The following is a 13,775-nucleotide window of genomic DNA, read 5'->3' on the forward strand; positions in this document are numbered from 1 at the left end:
GCCCCCCCCCCGGGGGGGGGGGGGGGGGGGGGGGGGGGGGGCGGGCGCCCCCCGGCGGGGGGGGGGGGGGGGGCCGGCACCTCCCCCCCCGGGGGGGGGGGGGGGGCCCCGCGGGCCCCCGCGCCCCCCCCACGCCGTGCCGTGTGAGGGGGAACTCCCCGCGATCACCGGGCATTGCGCGAGCCACCCTGATAGGGAGGGAGACATGAGCGAAGAGACCCCGATTCCCCCCGTCCTGACCGTCGTCGCCGCCAGCACCATCGAGCCGAACGTTGTCGGGGAAGGTGCCGCCGACCGCAACTCGTGGATGGTGATCGAGACGGCCGAGCACGGCCAGCTCCTGCTCAACCTGCCGGGCCCGCTGTACCGCGCGATGGAGCAGGCGACCTCCCTGGCCGCCGACCAGGCGGGCCCCGGGCGTCTCGCCCTCACCGAACGCGAGATCGCCGCCTATCGCGAGCGCATCGCGGGTCTCACCGACGAGGGGTAGGCGCCCGCGGCACGGTCAGTACGGACGGTCGCCCGCGATGGCGACCCGTTCGGCGACCCGCCGGTGCGTGCCGTAGTCCGCGACCGCGTAGTGCTGGGTGGCGCGGTTGTCCCAGAACGCGACGTCGCCCGCCTGCCAGCGGAACCGGACCTGGTACTCGGGCACATGCGCCTGCTGGAAGAGCAGGCGCAGCAGCCGGTCGCTCTCCTCCCGCGCGAGCCCCACGATCCGCGTGGTGAACGACGTGTTGACGAACAGCATCCGGCGCCCCGTCCGCGGATGTGTGCGTACGACCGGGTGTTCCACCGGCGGAAAGATGTCCTGGAACCGGGCGAGCCGTTCGGCGGGGGAGAACCGCGCGAAGCCCGGCACGAAGTCGTGCACGGCGCGGGCACCGTCGATCCGGTCCTTCACGTCGCGCGGCAGATTGTCGTACGCCACCGCCATGTCGGCCCACATCGTGTCGCCCCCGGCGGGCGGCACCTCGCGCAGTTGCAGCACGGCGCCCATCGCGGGGCGCTCCCGGAAGGTGACGTCCGTGTGCCACACGTTCTCGAAGGTCGGGACGGCCGTACGGTCGAAGCGCACCACGTCCTCGGCATCCCCGGCCGCCAGCAGCGGATTGGTCTCCAACTCGCCCCAGTTGCGGGCGAAGGCACGCTGCGCGTCGGAGGACAGCCGTTGCCCCCGGAAGAAGAGGACCTTCCACTCCAGCAGGGCGCGATCGAGTTCGTCCCGCACGGCGGGCGACGGTGGCACCGACAGATCCAGACCCTGGATCTCGGCGCCGATGGTGCGGGACTGCGGGACGAGCCCGAACAGTTCGTACGGCCGGTCCTCCCAGCCCTCGGGCACGCGACGCAGCTCGCGATGCCCCTCGTACAGGCCGTCGGCGGGAATGTGGGGATCACGGAGAGCGGAAACAGTGGAGGCAGCGGGGGCGCCGGGGACAGTGGGGGCGGCGGAGGCGTCCGATGCGGATATGGCGGCGGTGGTGGTCAAGGGTCTCCTCGGGAGAACGAACCGGTGGGAAGGGACTACGGCCCGGCCCGCCGCGGCGCGTGGGCGCGGGCGTCAGGTCCACGACGGCAGGGGGCGCGTCGCCGCCGGAGGTCAGCGACAGCGACAACAGAGGACGGGCGGGGATCCCACCCGGCCGCGGCGCAGCAGAAAGCTGAGGCCGCGAGGCGCGCACTCACCGCGTGGGCCGCTGAGAAGCGGCTCCACGACACGGTGGTTCGAGTACGGACCCATGGCAGGCACCGTACCGCAGCCGCCGTCCCGGGAACATCGGCAGGACGGCCGGCGCCCGGCCGGTGGTGGGTGCCGGCGGGACTGGGCAGGGTGTGCGTATGGCCCTCTCCGTCGCACACCTCAGTGACCCGCACCTGACCACCGGCCCGCTGGGCGGCGCGCCCGCGGAGGGACTGAGCCGGGCGCTCGGGCGCGTTCTCGTCCTCGACCCGAGGCCGGACGCTGTGGTGATCACCGGAGATCTGGTGGAGCGGGGGACCCCGGCGGAGTACGCGGTGCTGCGTGACGTGCTCGGGAGCTTCCCGCTGCCCCTGTTCCTCGTGGCGGGCAACCACGACGAACCCGGCGCGCTCGTCGAGGCATTCGGCGGGACGGGTCTCATGGGCGGTGCCCACGAGGCGTACTACGTCGCCGAGCTGCCCGGACTGAGCCTTGTGGTTCTCGACTCCTCGGTGCCCGGTGAGGGCGGCGGGCGGCTCGGGCCCGCTCAACTGGACTGGCTGGACGGGGCCTTGGCCCTGAGGCCCGACGTCCCGGCGTTCGTGTGTCTGCACCACCCGCCGCTGCCGGTCGGTATTCCGTTTCTGGACGGCATGCGGCTGGCGGACGGCGACGCGCTCGCCGATGTGCTCGTACGGCACACCAATGTGGTCCGCGTCCTGGCGGGCCACGTCCACCGCCCGGTCACGGCCGCCTACGCGAACAGCACCCTCGCCGTCGCCCCGAGCACCTATCTCCAGAGCGGACTGGCCCTGCGCGAAGGCGTCCCGAACTATCTGCCCGAGCCGACGTCCTTCCTTCTCCATCTGCTCGCCGGCACCTCGTGGATCACCCACACGGTCCCGGTCAGCCACGCGGCGGCCCCGATCGGCGGCTACCGGACCGGTGGTTGAGGCTGCCTCTTCCCGCACCGGCCTCTCAGCCCAGTCCGATCCGCGCCGCCGCCGCCGACCAGGCCCGCCCGTCGCCCTGCGGCTCGTAGCGGCGCAACCCTTCCGTACGGGCGACGAGTTGGCGCATCTCGGCGCGGTCGCCGACCAGGCCGTGAGCCCGCGCCTGGACGAGGACGTTGCCGAGCGCGGTGGCCTCCGCAGGGCCCGCGACCACCGGCAACCCCGTGGCGTCCGACGTCAGTTGGCACAGCAGTGAGTTACGGCTGCCGCCTCCCACCAGATGCACCACGCGGATGTCCGTGCCGGACAGCTCGGCCGCCGTGCGCAGCGTGGCGCGGTGCGCCAGGGCGAGGCTCTCCAGGATGCAACGGACCGTCGCCGCCCGGTCGTCGGGCGGCTCCTGGCCGGTGCGCGCGCAGTACGCGGTGATACGGCCCGGCATGTCGCCGGGTGTGAGGAACGACGGGTCGTCCGGGTCGACCAGCGCGGCGAACGGCCGTGACCGCGCCGCCCCTTCCGTCAACGGACCCAGGTCGGCGGGCAGTCCGCGGTCCGCCCAGGTGCGCAGGCTCTCCGACAGCAGCCACAGCCCCATGATGTTGCGCAGGAAGCGGTAACTGCCGTCCAGGCCAAGCTCGTTGGTGAAGTTCGCGGCCCTGGACGCCTCCGTGACGACCGGCTCCGTCAGTTCGAGACCGGCCAGTGACCACGTACCGCACGAGATGTACGCGAAGCCCGACCCAGTCGCCGGCACGGCGGCCACGGCCGAGGCCGTGTCGTGGGACGCCACGGCCGTCACCCAGGTGGACTCCGGCAGCCCGGTCTCGGCCGCCACGTACGGCAGCAGCGTTCCCGCCGCGTCCCCCGGCCGCCGGATCGGCGGAAACAGACCCCGGTCGATACCCAGCCGGCCCATCAGGGCGTCCGACCAGTCGCCCGCACGCGCGTCGAACAGGCCCGTCGTGGACGCGTTGGTGGCCTCCGCGCCGACAGTGCCGGTGAGCCAGTGCGTCAGGAGATCCGGAATCATCAACAGCGTCCGCGCGGACGCCAGTTGGACGCTCCCCGACGCCGCCGCCAGCTGGAACACCGTGTTGAACCCCAGATGCTGCAACCCGGTGATCCGGTACAGCTCCCGGGCCGGCACCGTCTCCCAGACCCGCTCGCCCACACCTTCCGTGCGGGAGTCCCGGTAGTGGTACGGGTTGCCGAGCAACTGCCCGTCCGCGTCCAGCAGCCCGTAGTCCACCGCCCAGCTGTCGATCCCGATCGACGCGATGTCGTCGTGACGACGGGCCGCCCGGCCGAGCCCCGTCAACACCCCCTGATAGAGGGCGAGTACGTCCCACCGCAAGCTGTCCGGCAGCCGCACCGGCCGGTTCGGGAAACGGTGGACCTCGGTCAGCTCCAGCGTGCCCGGACCCGCGCGGCCCACCCGCCCCGCCATCACCCGGCCGCTGGTGGCGCCCAGGTCGACGGCGACGAAGACCGGGGCGTCCGGGCGGCGCGACTCCGCCGCCGCTGGTTCGGTGCCGTACGACACGGCGACGACCCCCCGCCCGCTCAGCGCAGGAACGCCGCGGCGACGCCGGCGTCGACGGGTATGTGCAGACCGGTGGTGTGCGTGAGGTCGCCGCCGGTCAGCGCGAACACGGCGTTCGCCACATGCTCCGGCAGCACCTCGCGCTTGAGCAGCGTCCGCTGGGCGTAGAACTCGCCCAGCTTCTCCTCCGCCACCCCGTACACCGCCGCCCGCTGCGCCCCCCAGCCCGCCGCGAAGATCCCCGACCCGCGCACCACCCCGTCCGGGTTGACCCCGTTGACCCGGATCCCGTGCTCGCCCAACTCCGCCGCCAGCAGCCTGACCTGGTGTGCCTGGTCGGCCTTCGTGGCCGAGTAGGCGATGTTGTTGGGACCGGCGAACACCGCGTTCTTCGAGGTGATGTAGACGATGTCGCCACCGATGCCCTGCGCGGTCATGACCCGCGCCGCCTCCCGCGACACCAGGAACGAACCGCGCGCCATGATGTCGTGCTGGAGGTCCCAGTCCCGCGCGGTCGTCTCCAGCAGCGGCTTCGAGATCGAGATGCCCGCGTTGTTGACGACCAGGTCCACGCCCCCGAAGGCGAGCACCGCCGCGCGGAAGGCGGCGGCGATGGCGTCCTCGTCGGTCACGTCGACGGTGACCGCCAACGCCCGCTCGGGGCCGCCCAGTTCGGCGGCGACCTCCGCCGCGCTCGCCGCGTTGACGTCGGCGACGACCACGCACGCGCCCTCGGCCGCCAGCCGGTGCGCGACGGCCTTGCCGATGCCGGACCCGCCGCCGGTCACCAGCGCGACACGGGCGGCCAGCGGCTTCGGCGCCGGCATCCGCCGGAGCTTCGCCTCCTCCAGCGACCAGTACTCGATCCGGAACTTCTCCGACTCCTCGATCGGCGCGTACGACGAGACCGCCTCGGCGCCCCGCATCACATTGATCGCGTTGAGATAGAACTCGCCGGCCACCCGGGCTGTCTGCTTGTCCTTGCCGTACGAGAACATGCCCACGCCCGGCACCAGCACGATCGCCGGATCCGCGCCCCGCATCGCCGGTGAGCCGGCGTCGGCGTGCCGGTCGTAGTAGGCGGCGTACCGCGCGCGGTACTCCTCGTGCAGCCGCGCGAAGCGGTCCTTCACCTCGTCGAGCGGCGCGGCGGCGGGCAGATCGAGAACCAGCGGCCGGACCTTCGTACGGAGGAAGTGGTCCGGGCACGAGGTGCCGAGCGCCGCGAGACGCGGGTGCTCCGCGCGCGCCAGGAAGTCCAGCACGGGCTCGCTGTCGGTGAAGTGACCCACCTGCGGGCGGTCGGTGGAGGCCAGCCCGCGCAGCAACGGGGCGAGCGCGGCGGCGCGCGCCCGCCGCTCGTCGTCGGGCAGCGGGCCGTATCCCTCCAGCGGCGGACCGAACGGCTCCGGCCGGCCGCGCTTCGCGAGGAACCGCTCGGCCTCTCGGATGATGCTCAGCGAGTTCTCCTCGCACTCCCGCGACGTGTTTCCCCACGCGGTGATGCCATGACCGCCCAGCACACAGCCGATCGCCTCCGGGTTCGCCTCCTTCACCGCCGCGATGTCCAGGCCGAGTTGGAAGCCGGGGCGCCGCCACGGCACCCACACCACGCGCCCGCCGAAGCACTCCGCCGTCAGCGCCTCGCCGTCGGCCGCGCAGGCGAGCGCGATCCCGGAGTCGGGGTGCAGATGATCGACGTGCGCGGCGTCCACCAGGCCGTGCATGGCGGTGTCGATGGAGGGGGCCGCGCCGCCTTTGCCGTGCAGGCAGTAGTCGAAGGCGGCGACCATCTCGTCCTCGCGTGCCACCCCGGGATACACCTCGGCCAGCGCCCGCAGCCGGTCGAGCCGGAGCACGGCGAGGCCGGCCCCGGTGAGCGTCCCCAGGTCCCCGCCGGACCCCTTCACCCACATCAGCTCGGTGTCGGCACCGGTCACCGGGTCGGCGGCCAGTCCCTTGGCGGAGGTGTTGCCGCCCGCGTAGTTGGTGTTGCGCGGGTCGGCGCCCAGACGGTGGGAACGCGCCAGGAGTTCGGCTTCGGGGGAGGACGTCATCAAGAGGCTTCCTTCGATCCCAGATCAACGAATGAATCGATTCACTGCGAAGGTAGGTGGCGCCGCGGATGCGTGTCAAGGTGCTGTGCGGCCTCTGAGCGGGCCGGTGTTCCCAGCCCGCTCAGGACCCCCGGGTCTGAATCAATTCACTCGTGGACGCCGGACGGTGCGCCGCCCGGGAACGGCCGGGCGGGAGCCCGGAGGAAGAGATCCCGAGAGGCGCCGGCGAGAGTGTCCGGTACGCGCGCGCACGGCGCCCGGACATCGACGAACAGGGCGCCACGCGCGCTGTTCCAGCGGGCGTCCACCGTGTCGCCGCTCACCGGATCCTCGAAGCGGAATCCGGCCTGGACGATCCCCGTACCCCGTCCCTCCCGCTCATGGGTGTGCTCCCAGCCCTGAGCCGTCAGCCGTTCACGCAGCCGGTCCAGTGCCGGGCGGGCGACCTCCTCGGCCACGCCGTCGACGCCCCAGCGGTGTTCCGGGCCGATGACTCCCGGCTCCGGATCGCCCGTGAGATTCAGCAGTCCACGCCCACGGCAGACCCGACCGTCGAGCACGTTCCTGGCCGCCGCCACCGGTTCCGGCAGCCGCATGAGACCGTACGCGCGCCGCGAACGCTCCTGGATCCGCTCGGCCGCCCGCGCCGGATCGGCCGTCGGGTACGGGGCTCCGTACCGGACGCGCTCGACGGCCGGTGCCACGGCGACGATCGCGAGGACGCACACGACCAGTCCGACCGCCCGGCGGCCACGGGCCGCTCGGCTTCCACCCCCGGCGCCGGCCACGTCCATGTGGGTCCTCTCCTCGGAAGGCGACCATTCCGAAGGGACAACGCGCGCCGGGGGCCCGGCGGTTGCTCACTCAGGGGTGATGTGTCCGGACCGGAGTTGCCCTCGGGCCCCAGGCGGCGGACACCTCACCCCTTGGCCAGCAACTCCGCGATCTCGTCGTGCAGTTGGAGCGGCAGCTCGGTGCCCCAGCGTGTCGCGGCCTCGGCGGCCAGCTCCCGGCTCCACCGCCAGCTCTCCATCGCGGCCGACCGGACCTCGGCCGGCCGCGCGCCGCCGGTGGTGGCCAGATGGCGCGCGCGGTCGGACTCGGGCAGGTCCTGCTCCAGCGCGCGGCTCGGTGTCAGCCAGTGCGCCGTGGAACCCCTAAGCAGTCGGCACAGCTTCAACTGGAGTGGCGAGATCACCGCGTGCAGCAGGTTGTACGCGCGGGCGCTCTCGCCCCGTGCCCGCACATGCGCCAGCATCAGTGTCCAGTTGGCCAGTTCGTCGCACAGCTCCTTGGCCGTGGACACCGGCTCCGGCGGCCGGTACTCGGCGAGCCGGCGCGCGGCCGAGGTCAGCCGCCCGTCGCGGTCGAGCAGAACGGCGGACTCGGGGTCGGGGAGGTGCACCATCCCCTCCCACGAAGGGATTTGGTCGATGCCGGGCCCCGCCGCGTCGACATGGAACTCACCGCGCATCAGGTCCTCGAAGACCACGGCGAGGATCCCGTACATATTGGTGTGGGCCATCTTCAGCGGCGCCAGCCGTTCGACGAACTCCCGGCCGTCGAAGGTGTCAGCGTCCGCGTCCCGTACGAAGAGATACGCGTCGATGTCGGAGTGCGCGTCCGACTCCCCGAGGGTCCACGACCCGTACAACAGGACGCCGTCCAGGCGCGGTTCGGCCTCGGCGAGCGCACGCAGCCGCTCGACACGGTGGTTCAGGACGGGGGAGGGCGATACGTACGGCACGGGGCTGGTGTCTCCTCGGACTGGGGCTGACGGCACACGAACGCGGCCCGGTAACCGGCCCTGCCGGGCGGCCGGTTGGTGGTCACGGACCACGCTCGTGTCCTATGTCGTACCCATGCCGTGGATCTTACGCGAGCGCCCGCCGCCCTACCCGGCGCGCACCGGGTCGATCGGCTGGATCGGGTCGATGGGATCGATCGGCGGAATGGAGCCGAACGGGTCCGACTCGACCACATAGCTGCAGTACGTGTACGAGTACCCGGGGTCGATCGACATCCCGTCCGTCGTGCTGGTGACGTCGTCGGCCGCGTCCCCGGAGTGCTTGAGCAGGAAGTGGTAGTCACCGACGGGCAGCCGCAGCGTCTTCTTCGGATAACCCTTGCCGGAGTCCTTGCAGGCCTTGTCGACGGCGCCGTAACTGGAGTAGTTCTCGCAGCCCCCGCACGCCTTGATCTTGATCGTGCCGGTCACCGGCCCGGTGTACAGGATCTCCACCGCGTCCGCGGCGTCGTTGCTGATCACCACCTCGAGCCGGGGCCCGCCGGGCGCGTTCTCCGGCGGCAGCCGCTTCCCGGCCGCGCCGCGCTCCGCGGCGATCTCGGCGGCGATGGCGATGTCCCGCGCACGGTCCCCGCGCCCGCTGTCCTTGTACGTGGACCTGAACGAGTTCAGCGTCTCCAGAGCGAGGTCGAACTTCTTGTCCTTGAACTGGTCGACACCGCAGGCGTACGTCCCGGACTCCACGGCCGACGCGGCGCTCTTCTTCAGGGAAGCGGTGTCCGTCTGGAAGGAGTTCACCATCTCGGAGATGTTCTTCAACTCCGTGGTGGACGTGCACGGATCGGCCCCGCCCAGCTTCCCCGCGCGCTCCTTGATCGCGGTGTCGACGGCCGGCTTCACCGCCGCCGCCTGGGTCGACTTGGGGAACGTGGCGATGAGTTCGCCGAGGTCTCCGCCGTCCGCGACCGACTCGCCCGCGGCCAGCCCCTGCTTCCCGCACTCCAGGAGGGAGGTGGCCAACGGGTCGTCGGGCCACTTCGCCAGCTTGCCGAGCAGCTTGCCGTCGACCGAATCGGGCACGTCACGCAGGTAGTTGAGGGCGTCCACGGCCTCGCAGTAGTTCTTCTCCGCGTAAGGGACGGACACCGCGTCGTAGAACGCCGCCAGCCGTTCGGGCACCAGCTTCCCGGCCCTCGAATCCCCCTCGTTCTCGCCGAGTTCACGGTAGACGCCGAGGGCGGCCGTGAACCCCGCGGCCTTGTCCTCGCTGCTGCCGGAGCTCTCGCGCGTCGTCCTCACGTCCTTGTCGGCGTCGGCGAGCCGTCCGAGCAGCATCTTCTCGACGGCCTCGTTCTGGGCCGCTTCATAGGCGACCGCCCCGCCGACCGGTATGGCGAGCAGGACGAGAGCCACGGCGACGGCCACGGCGGGCCGCACGGAGGGAAGCACCAGCGGAGGGCGCGGGACCGGGACACGTGCGCGCCGCGCGCCGTCCAGGGCGGCGCCGATCAGCACCAGGACGTACAGCGCCACCGGGAGGGCGGGTACGCCGTCGGTGTCGGCGGGCAGCACGAGGAGCAGGAACAGCGCGGTCGCCGCCAGCGCGAGGGCCAGCCGGAGCCGGTCGCGGATCAGGGCGTAACCGAGCCCGAGGCCGGTGAGGTTGAGGAGCCCGACGGCGGCCACATGACCGGACGCGGGCGGTGGGCCGACGGGCTGCGGCGGAGCGGCGGGCGGGGGAGGGCCGAAGACCGGCGGGGGAGGTCCGAACGCCGGTGGCCGGCCGGGCGGTTGGAAGGGCGGCGGCTGGGTCGGCGGCGGCGGTGTCAGGGGCTGTTGCGGCGGCACCGCCGGCGGTACGGCGTCGTTGGGTTCGTCGTCCCGCCGCCCCGCGTCCGAGGACGCGTCCGCGCCCGCTTCCGATCCGCCGCCCGTTCCTTTCTCGTCACTGTCTCTCCCCGTCGCCATGTGCCCCCCTGTTGTCCTGTGCCGCAGCGTCGCGCTGCTACTCCATACAGTGAACGTCAAGGTCGGTGCGGTGCAAGGCGGTTGGCGGACGGCCGCCGCCCCCGCCGCGGCCGGACAGGCTCCGGCGCCGCGACCGAAATTCGGCCGTGGAGAGGGATTAACACCCTCGAACTCTGGCCAGAATGATGCCGTGACAGTCCCTCGACGAACTACATAATAATACGTTGGGGACCTGAAGATCATTCATTCAGCATTACGTCCCAGGCCACCGGGCCACCAATGAACGGCGCGAGGAGAGCGGCCGTGCATGATGAATTCCTGTGCCATGTCACCGCCTACGGAGTCAGTGGCGGTCAGCGTATAGGCGTACCCCTGGGAACGTATCGCGCACCCACTCTGTCACTTGCACTGTGGTGGTTACGGGACCGGGCGACCTGGATTGCGGAACGTCTCGATCCGAGCCCCGACAACGACAATTTCCCCGCCCGCGCGCTCGCCCCCCTGGCGGACACCGCTCCCGACGTACCCCAGATGCTGCGGGCCTGGCGCGACAACCAGGCCCATCAGGACCGGGTCGCGGAACATCTGGCGGCGGGTCAGCTCATTCGCGTCGCCACGCGCGACGAAACGACGGAATATGAACTTCTCGCGGAATCCGTGGACGCGCTGCGGATGGACCGCGCGAGCCCCTCACTGATCGACGACTCGGAAATCCAGGACAGTTACGCGTACGCATATGTAAAGCCCTCGGAAGTCGCCGGGAAATGGCATACGCGGGAAGACTCCTTCGCCGACACGTTGCAACTGGGCAGACTGCCCCGCTAATCGCGGTTCCGACGCATCGGAATAACTCCCTCCGCACCGCCGTTCATCCTCTCGGACACGCGGCGCGCGTACGCGCCGCACAACGGCCGCCACCGTGCGGACGTTGCTACGGTCTGATTCGCACGGGCCCGGACGGCTTCCCTACGCGGATGCCGCGGGCAGAGCGATACCCGGAAGGAGACGGCAGATGCTGTACGGCAAAGAGCATGTCAGGCGCTACCAGGAGACCGACGGCGAGGTGGGGCACGACTGGGAGAACGGCACCACCACGCTGATCCTCACCACCACCGGCCGCAAAAGCGGTGAGCAGCGCAGCACCCCCCTCATCTACCGGCCCTACGGTGACGACGTGATGGTCGTGGCCTCCAAGGGCGGCAGCGACGAGCCTCCCCTGTGGTACCTCAACATCCAGGCCGACCCCGAGGTGCACGTACAGGTGAAGGGCGACCGCTACACCGCCCGCGCCCGTACCGCGACCCCCGAGGAGAAGCCGGAGATGTGGCGGCGGATGGCCGAGGTCTGGCCCGACTACGACGAGTACCAGACCAAGACGGACCGGGAGATCCCCGTGGTCGTCCTGGAGCGCGTCTGACCGTCCGGCCGTGTGAGTCTTCGCTTCCGTGAAGCCGCTCGCCCGTTCACGACTCCGCCGGCGCCGACATCAACTCGTCGGCGTCGGCGGTGTTGTGACGTCATGTCAGTTCGGTGAGGCCGGTTCGGCCGGGTCACCTCCGCCGGTCAGCTCCGCGGGGTCAGTTCCAGCGCCTGGGCCAGCGTGCGCCACTGTGCGCGCGGCAGTGCCTTGCTCGGGTCGCCCGAGAGGACCTGGAGCGCCAGATGGTCGGCGCCGGCGGCCACGTACTCGTCGACCCGGGCACGTACCGTCTCCGCGTCGCCCAGCGCGAAGAGCGCGGCGAGCAGCCGGTCGCTGCCGCCGTCCGCGAGATCGCTCTCGGCGAAGCCGAGACGGAGCAAGTTGTTGGTGTAGTTGGGCAGTTGGAGATACATCGACAGCATCCCGCGTGCGACGGCGCGCGCCTGGTCGATGTCCGTGTCCAGTACGACGGTGAGTTCCGGCGCGAGCAGCGCGTCCGGACCGAGCGCCGCGCGTGCCTCGGCGGTGTGCTCGGCCGTCACGAGATAGGGGTGCGCGCCCCACGCCCGGTCGGCCGCGAGCTTCAGCATCTTCGGGCCGAGCGCCGCGAGGACGCGCCCGGAGGCGGGCACCGGGTCGGCCGCGGCGTCCAGGGCGTCGAGGTACTCGACCATGGTCGAGTAGGGCCGCGCGTAGTTCGGGTTGAACCCGCTGTGGCTGACGCCCAGTCCGAGGACGAAGCGTCCCGCCGAGTCGCGCCGGAGCCGCGCCGTCCGCTCGGCGACAGCTTCCGCCGGGTGGTCCCAGATGCTGAGGATGCCGGTCGCCACGGTGATGTGCCGGGTCGCTTCGAGGACGGGGACCACCTGGTCGAGCGAGGGGCTGCCGCCCATCCAGACCGTCCCGTAGCCGAGCGCGTCCAGCTCGGCGACCGCCGCCGAGACCGCCGCGAGCTCCGCCGGTTCCGCGGGGTGCAGGGCCGAACTCCAGATACCGATCCTGCCGAAACGTGCGTCATTGTCAGTGGGCATACTGAAAGCTAACGCAGGGCCCCGGCCGCTATTCCTGCACCGCGCCCGGCGGCGGCGCACTCGGGCGCGAAGAGGGTCCGGCCGGTGGCCGGACACCGGTTTCGGGGGCTGGTTCCGCGCCCCGGCGCGAAGGTGTGATGGTTCCCCTCGCGTTCATCACACCTACATCCGCCGCTCATTCGGTGTCGGCAGCATCGGCCTACCCCCCCCGGCCACCTGAACGACGTCAAGGAGCCCTGTGAAGATCCTCCGCAAGATCTCATCAAGCGTGAGCGCCGGGAAGCCGAGGCCGGGCCGAGCGACCGGCGGGCGGGTCGGTACCCGGATCCGCGATCTCGACGAGACGAACCGGCGGACGGACAAGGAGGCGGCGCGGATCAGGCCCGTCACCACCTCCGAGATCCTCACGAAGCACCGCAAGGGCTTTCCGTACCACGGCTGGGTCGAGATCGACTCCGAGCACTGCCCGCCGTTCGTCATGTTCTGCGCGAACGACGAGGCCGTCGCCCTCGACACCGTATGGAACGGCCGCTTCGGTTACGAGTCCGCGAGCCTGCACCACTGGAGCCGGCTCGCCGCCACCAGCCGTACGATCCTCGACGTCGGCGCGCACGTCGGCTACTACGCGATGATCGCCTCGCTCGCCGCGCCCAAGGCCACGGTGCACGCCTTCGAGCCGGTGCCGCCGATCCACGCGAGGCTGGCCGTCAACCACCGGGCGAACGGGCTGAAGAATCTCGTGCTGCACCAGAACGGCGTCTCGGACCATCCGGGCACCGCGGACATCAACATCCGCTTCCCCCTGTCGAACCTGCTCTCCACCGGCTCCTCGCTGGAGGACTTCGACAAGCCGTTGGCCAGTGCTTTCACCACCCGCGTCCATCTGCTCACCCTGGACGAGACGCTGGGGGACACCCCGGTCGACCTGATCAAGATCGACGTCGAGGGCCACGAGCCGAGCGTCCTCGCCGGGGCGCGGAACCTCATCAAGCGCGACCGGCCGGTCATCATCCTCGAAGCCCTGCACAAGACGCTGCTCGGCAAGCTCACCGAGCCCTTCGAGGGGCTGGACTACACCTTCCGCTGGATCTCGGAGTCCGACGGCAGGCTCGTCCCCATCACCGGCGACCGCCCGGAGAAGAGCCGCAATCTGATATTCGCGCCGAAGGAGCGCGAGTACGCCTGACGCGTCCGGCAACTCGCGACGCGCGCCCGGACATGACGCCGCCCCGGCACGGGCGGGACGCTCGTGGCGGGGCGGCTGGTCGGGGGGGGGGGGGCGCCCGGGGCCCCCCCCCCCCCCCCCCGCGGGGGCGGGCCCCCCCCCCCCCCCCCAAAAAAAAACCCACAACACTACAAACCCCCCCACCCC

Annotated in this window: 11 protein-coding genes and 1 pseudogene; 5 read left to right on the forward strand and 7 right to left on the reverse strand. The window is 71.5% G+C overall.

What is annotated here, in order from left to right:
* The first annotated feature begins 205 nt into the window (after positions 1–205).
* Positions 206–490, forward strand: coding sequence for a hypothetical protein (locus ACFYNU_RS38120; RefSeq protein WP_356584909.1), 285 nt, complete (start codon positions 206–208; stop codon positions 488–490).
* 15 nt (positions 491–505) lie between these two features.
* Here the strand turns inward: ACFYNU_RS38120 and ACFYNU_RS38125 are convergent, their stop codons facing one another.
* Positions 506–1,390, reverse strand: coding sequence for a TauD/TfdA family dioxygenase (locus tag ACFYNU_RS38125; protein ID WP_356585153.1), 885 nt, complete (start codon positions 1,388–1,390; stop codon positions 506–508).
* Between the two features lie 452 nt (positions 1,391–1,842).
* On the opposite strand from ACFYNU_RS38125, the gene ACFYNU_RS38130 reads away from it, so the two are divergent.
* Positions 1,843–2,637, forward strand: a complete 795-nt coding sequence (locus ACFYNU_RS38130; protein ID WP_356584908.1) for a phosphodiesterase — start codon at positions 1,843–1,845, stop codon at positions 2,635–2,637.
* 25 nt (positions 2,638–2,662) lie between these two features.
* Here ACFYNU_RS38130 and ACFYNU_RS38135 read toward each other — a convergent pair whose 3' ends face one another.
* The 5 genes from ACFYNU_RS38135 to ACFYNU_RS38155 form a co-directional block, all read right to left on the reverse strand.
* The gene (locus ACFYNU_RS38135) at positions 2,663–4,084 is read right to left on the reverse strand and encodes a rhamnulokinase family protein (protein ID WP_356585152.1); all 1,422 of its coding nucleotides are present in this window, start codon (positions 4,082–4,084) and stop codon (positions 2,663–2,665) included.
* A 116-nt stretch (positions 4,085–4,200) separates the two neighbouring features.
* The gene (locus ACFYNU_RS38140; RefSeq protein ID WP_356584907.1) at positions 4,201–6,237 is read right to left on the reverse strand and encodes a bifunctional aldolase/short-chain dehydrogenase; all 2,037 of its coding nucleotides are present in this window, start codon (positions 6,235–6,237) and stop codon (positions 4,201–4,203) included.
* 146 nt (positions 6,238–6,383) lie between these two features.
* Positions 6,384–7,031, reverse strand: coding sequence for a hypothetical protein (locus ACFYNU_RS38145; protein ID WP_356584906.1), 648 nt, complete (start codon positions 7,029–7,031; stop codon positions 6,384–6,386).
* Between the two features lie 125 nt (positions 7,032–7,156).
* Positions 7,157–7,984, reverse strand: coding sequence for a nucleotidyltransferase domain-containing protein (locus tag ACFYNU_RS38150; RefSeq protein WP_356584905.1), 828 nt, complete (start codon positions 7,982–7,984; stop codon positions 7,157–7,159).
* 147 nt (positions 7,985–8,131) lie between these two features.
* Entirely contained in the window at positions 8,132–9,952 is a 1,821-nt protein-coding gene (locus ACFYNU_RS38155; protein WP_356584904.1) for a hypothetical protein, read from the reverse strand.
* Between the two features lie 303 nt (positions 9,953–10,255).
* On the opposite strand from ACFYNU_RS38155, the pseudogene ACFYNU_RS38160 reads away from it, so the two are divergent.
* Both ACFYNU_RS38160 and ACFYNU_RS38165 read left to right on the forward strand, forming a co-directional pair.
* Positions 10,256–10,651 (forward strand): annotated as a pseudogene (locus ACFYNU_RS38160) (hypothetical protein); the annotation flags it as partial.
* 313 nt (positions 10,652–10,964) lie between these two features.
* Positions 10,965–11,369 carry a nitroreductase family deazaflavin-dependent oxidoreductase gene (locus tag ACFYNU_RS38165; RefSeq protein ID WP_356584903.1) on the forward strand — a complete coding sequence of 135 codons (405 nt, stop codon included), beginning with the start codon at positions 10,965–10,967 and terminating at the stop codon, positions 11,367–11,369.
* 146 nt (positions 11,370–11,515) lie between these two features.
* On the opposite strand, the gene ACFYNU_RS38170 is transcribed toward ACFYNU_RS38165, so the two are convergent.
* Positions 11,516–12,403, reverse strand: a complete 888-nt coding sequence (locus tag ACFYNU_RS38170) for an LLM class F420-dependent oxidoreductase (protein WP_356584902.1) — start codon at positions 12,401–12,403, stop codon at positions 11,516–11,518.
* Positions 12,404–12,671: 268 nt separating this feature from the next.
* Here ACFYNU_RS38170 and ACFYNU_RS38175 point away from each other — a divergent pair, with 268 nt between their 5' ends.
* Positions 12,672–13,589 (forward strand): FkbM family methyltransferase, encoded by a 918-nt coding sequence (locus tag ACFYNU_RS38175; protein ID WP_388768654.1) that lies wholly within the window; start codon positions 12,672–12,674, stop codon positions 13,587–13,589.
* Positions 13,590–13,775 lie beyond the last annotated feature (186 nt).

Source organism: Streptomyces sp. NPDC006643 (assembly GCF_042870175.1).
Classification (GTDB): domain Bacteria; phylum Actinomycetota; class Actinomycetes; order Streptomycetales; family Streptomycetaceae; genus Streptomyces.

Bases quoted from the DNA above. Each gene is read 5' to 3' on its own strand.
- ACFYNU_RS38120 (WP_356584909.1), top strand. From the start codon at position 206: ATGAGCGAAGAGACCCCGATTCCCCCCGTCCTGACCGTCGTCGCCGCC.
- ACFYNU_RS38130 (WP_356584908.1), top strand. From the start codon at position 1,843: ATGGCCCTCTCCGTCGCACACCTCAGTGACCCGCACCTGACCACCGGC.
- ACFYNU_RS38135 (WP_356585152.1), bottom strand. From the start codon at position 4,084: ATGGCGGGGCGGGTGGGCCGCGCGGGTCCGGGCACGCTGGAGCTGACC.
- ACFYNU_RS38140 (WP_356584907.1), bottom strand. From the start codon at position 6,237: ATGACGTCCTCCCCCGAAGCCGAACTCCTGGCGCGTTCCCACCGTCTG.
- ACFYNU_RS38145 (WP_356584906.1), bottom strand. From the start codon at position 7,031: ATGGACGTGGCCGGCGCCGGGGGTGGAAGCCGAGCGGCCCGTGGCCGC.
- ACFYNU_RS38155 (WP_356584904.1), bottom strand. From the start codon at position 9,952: ATGGCGACGGGGAGAGACAGTGACGAGAAAGGAACGGGCGGCGGATCG.
- ACFYNU_RS38165 (WP_356584903.1), top strand. From the start codon at position 10,965: ATGCTGTACGGCAAAGAGCATGTCAGGCGCTACCAGGAGACCGACGGC.
- ACFYNU_RS38170 (WP_356584902.1), bottom strand. From the start codon at position 12,403: ATGCCCACTGACAATGACGCACGTTTCGGCAGGATCGGTATCTGGAGT.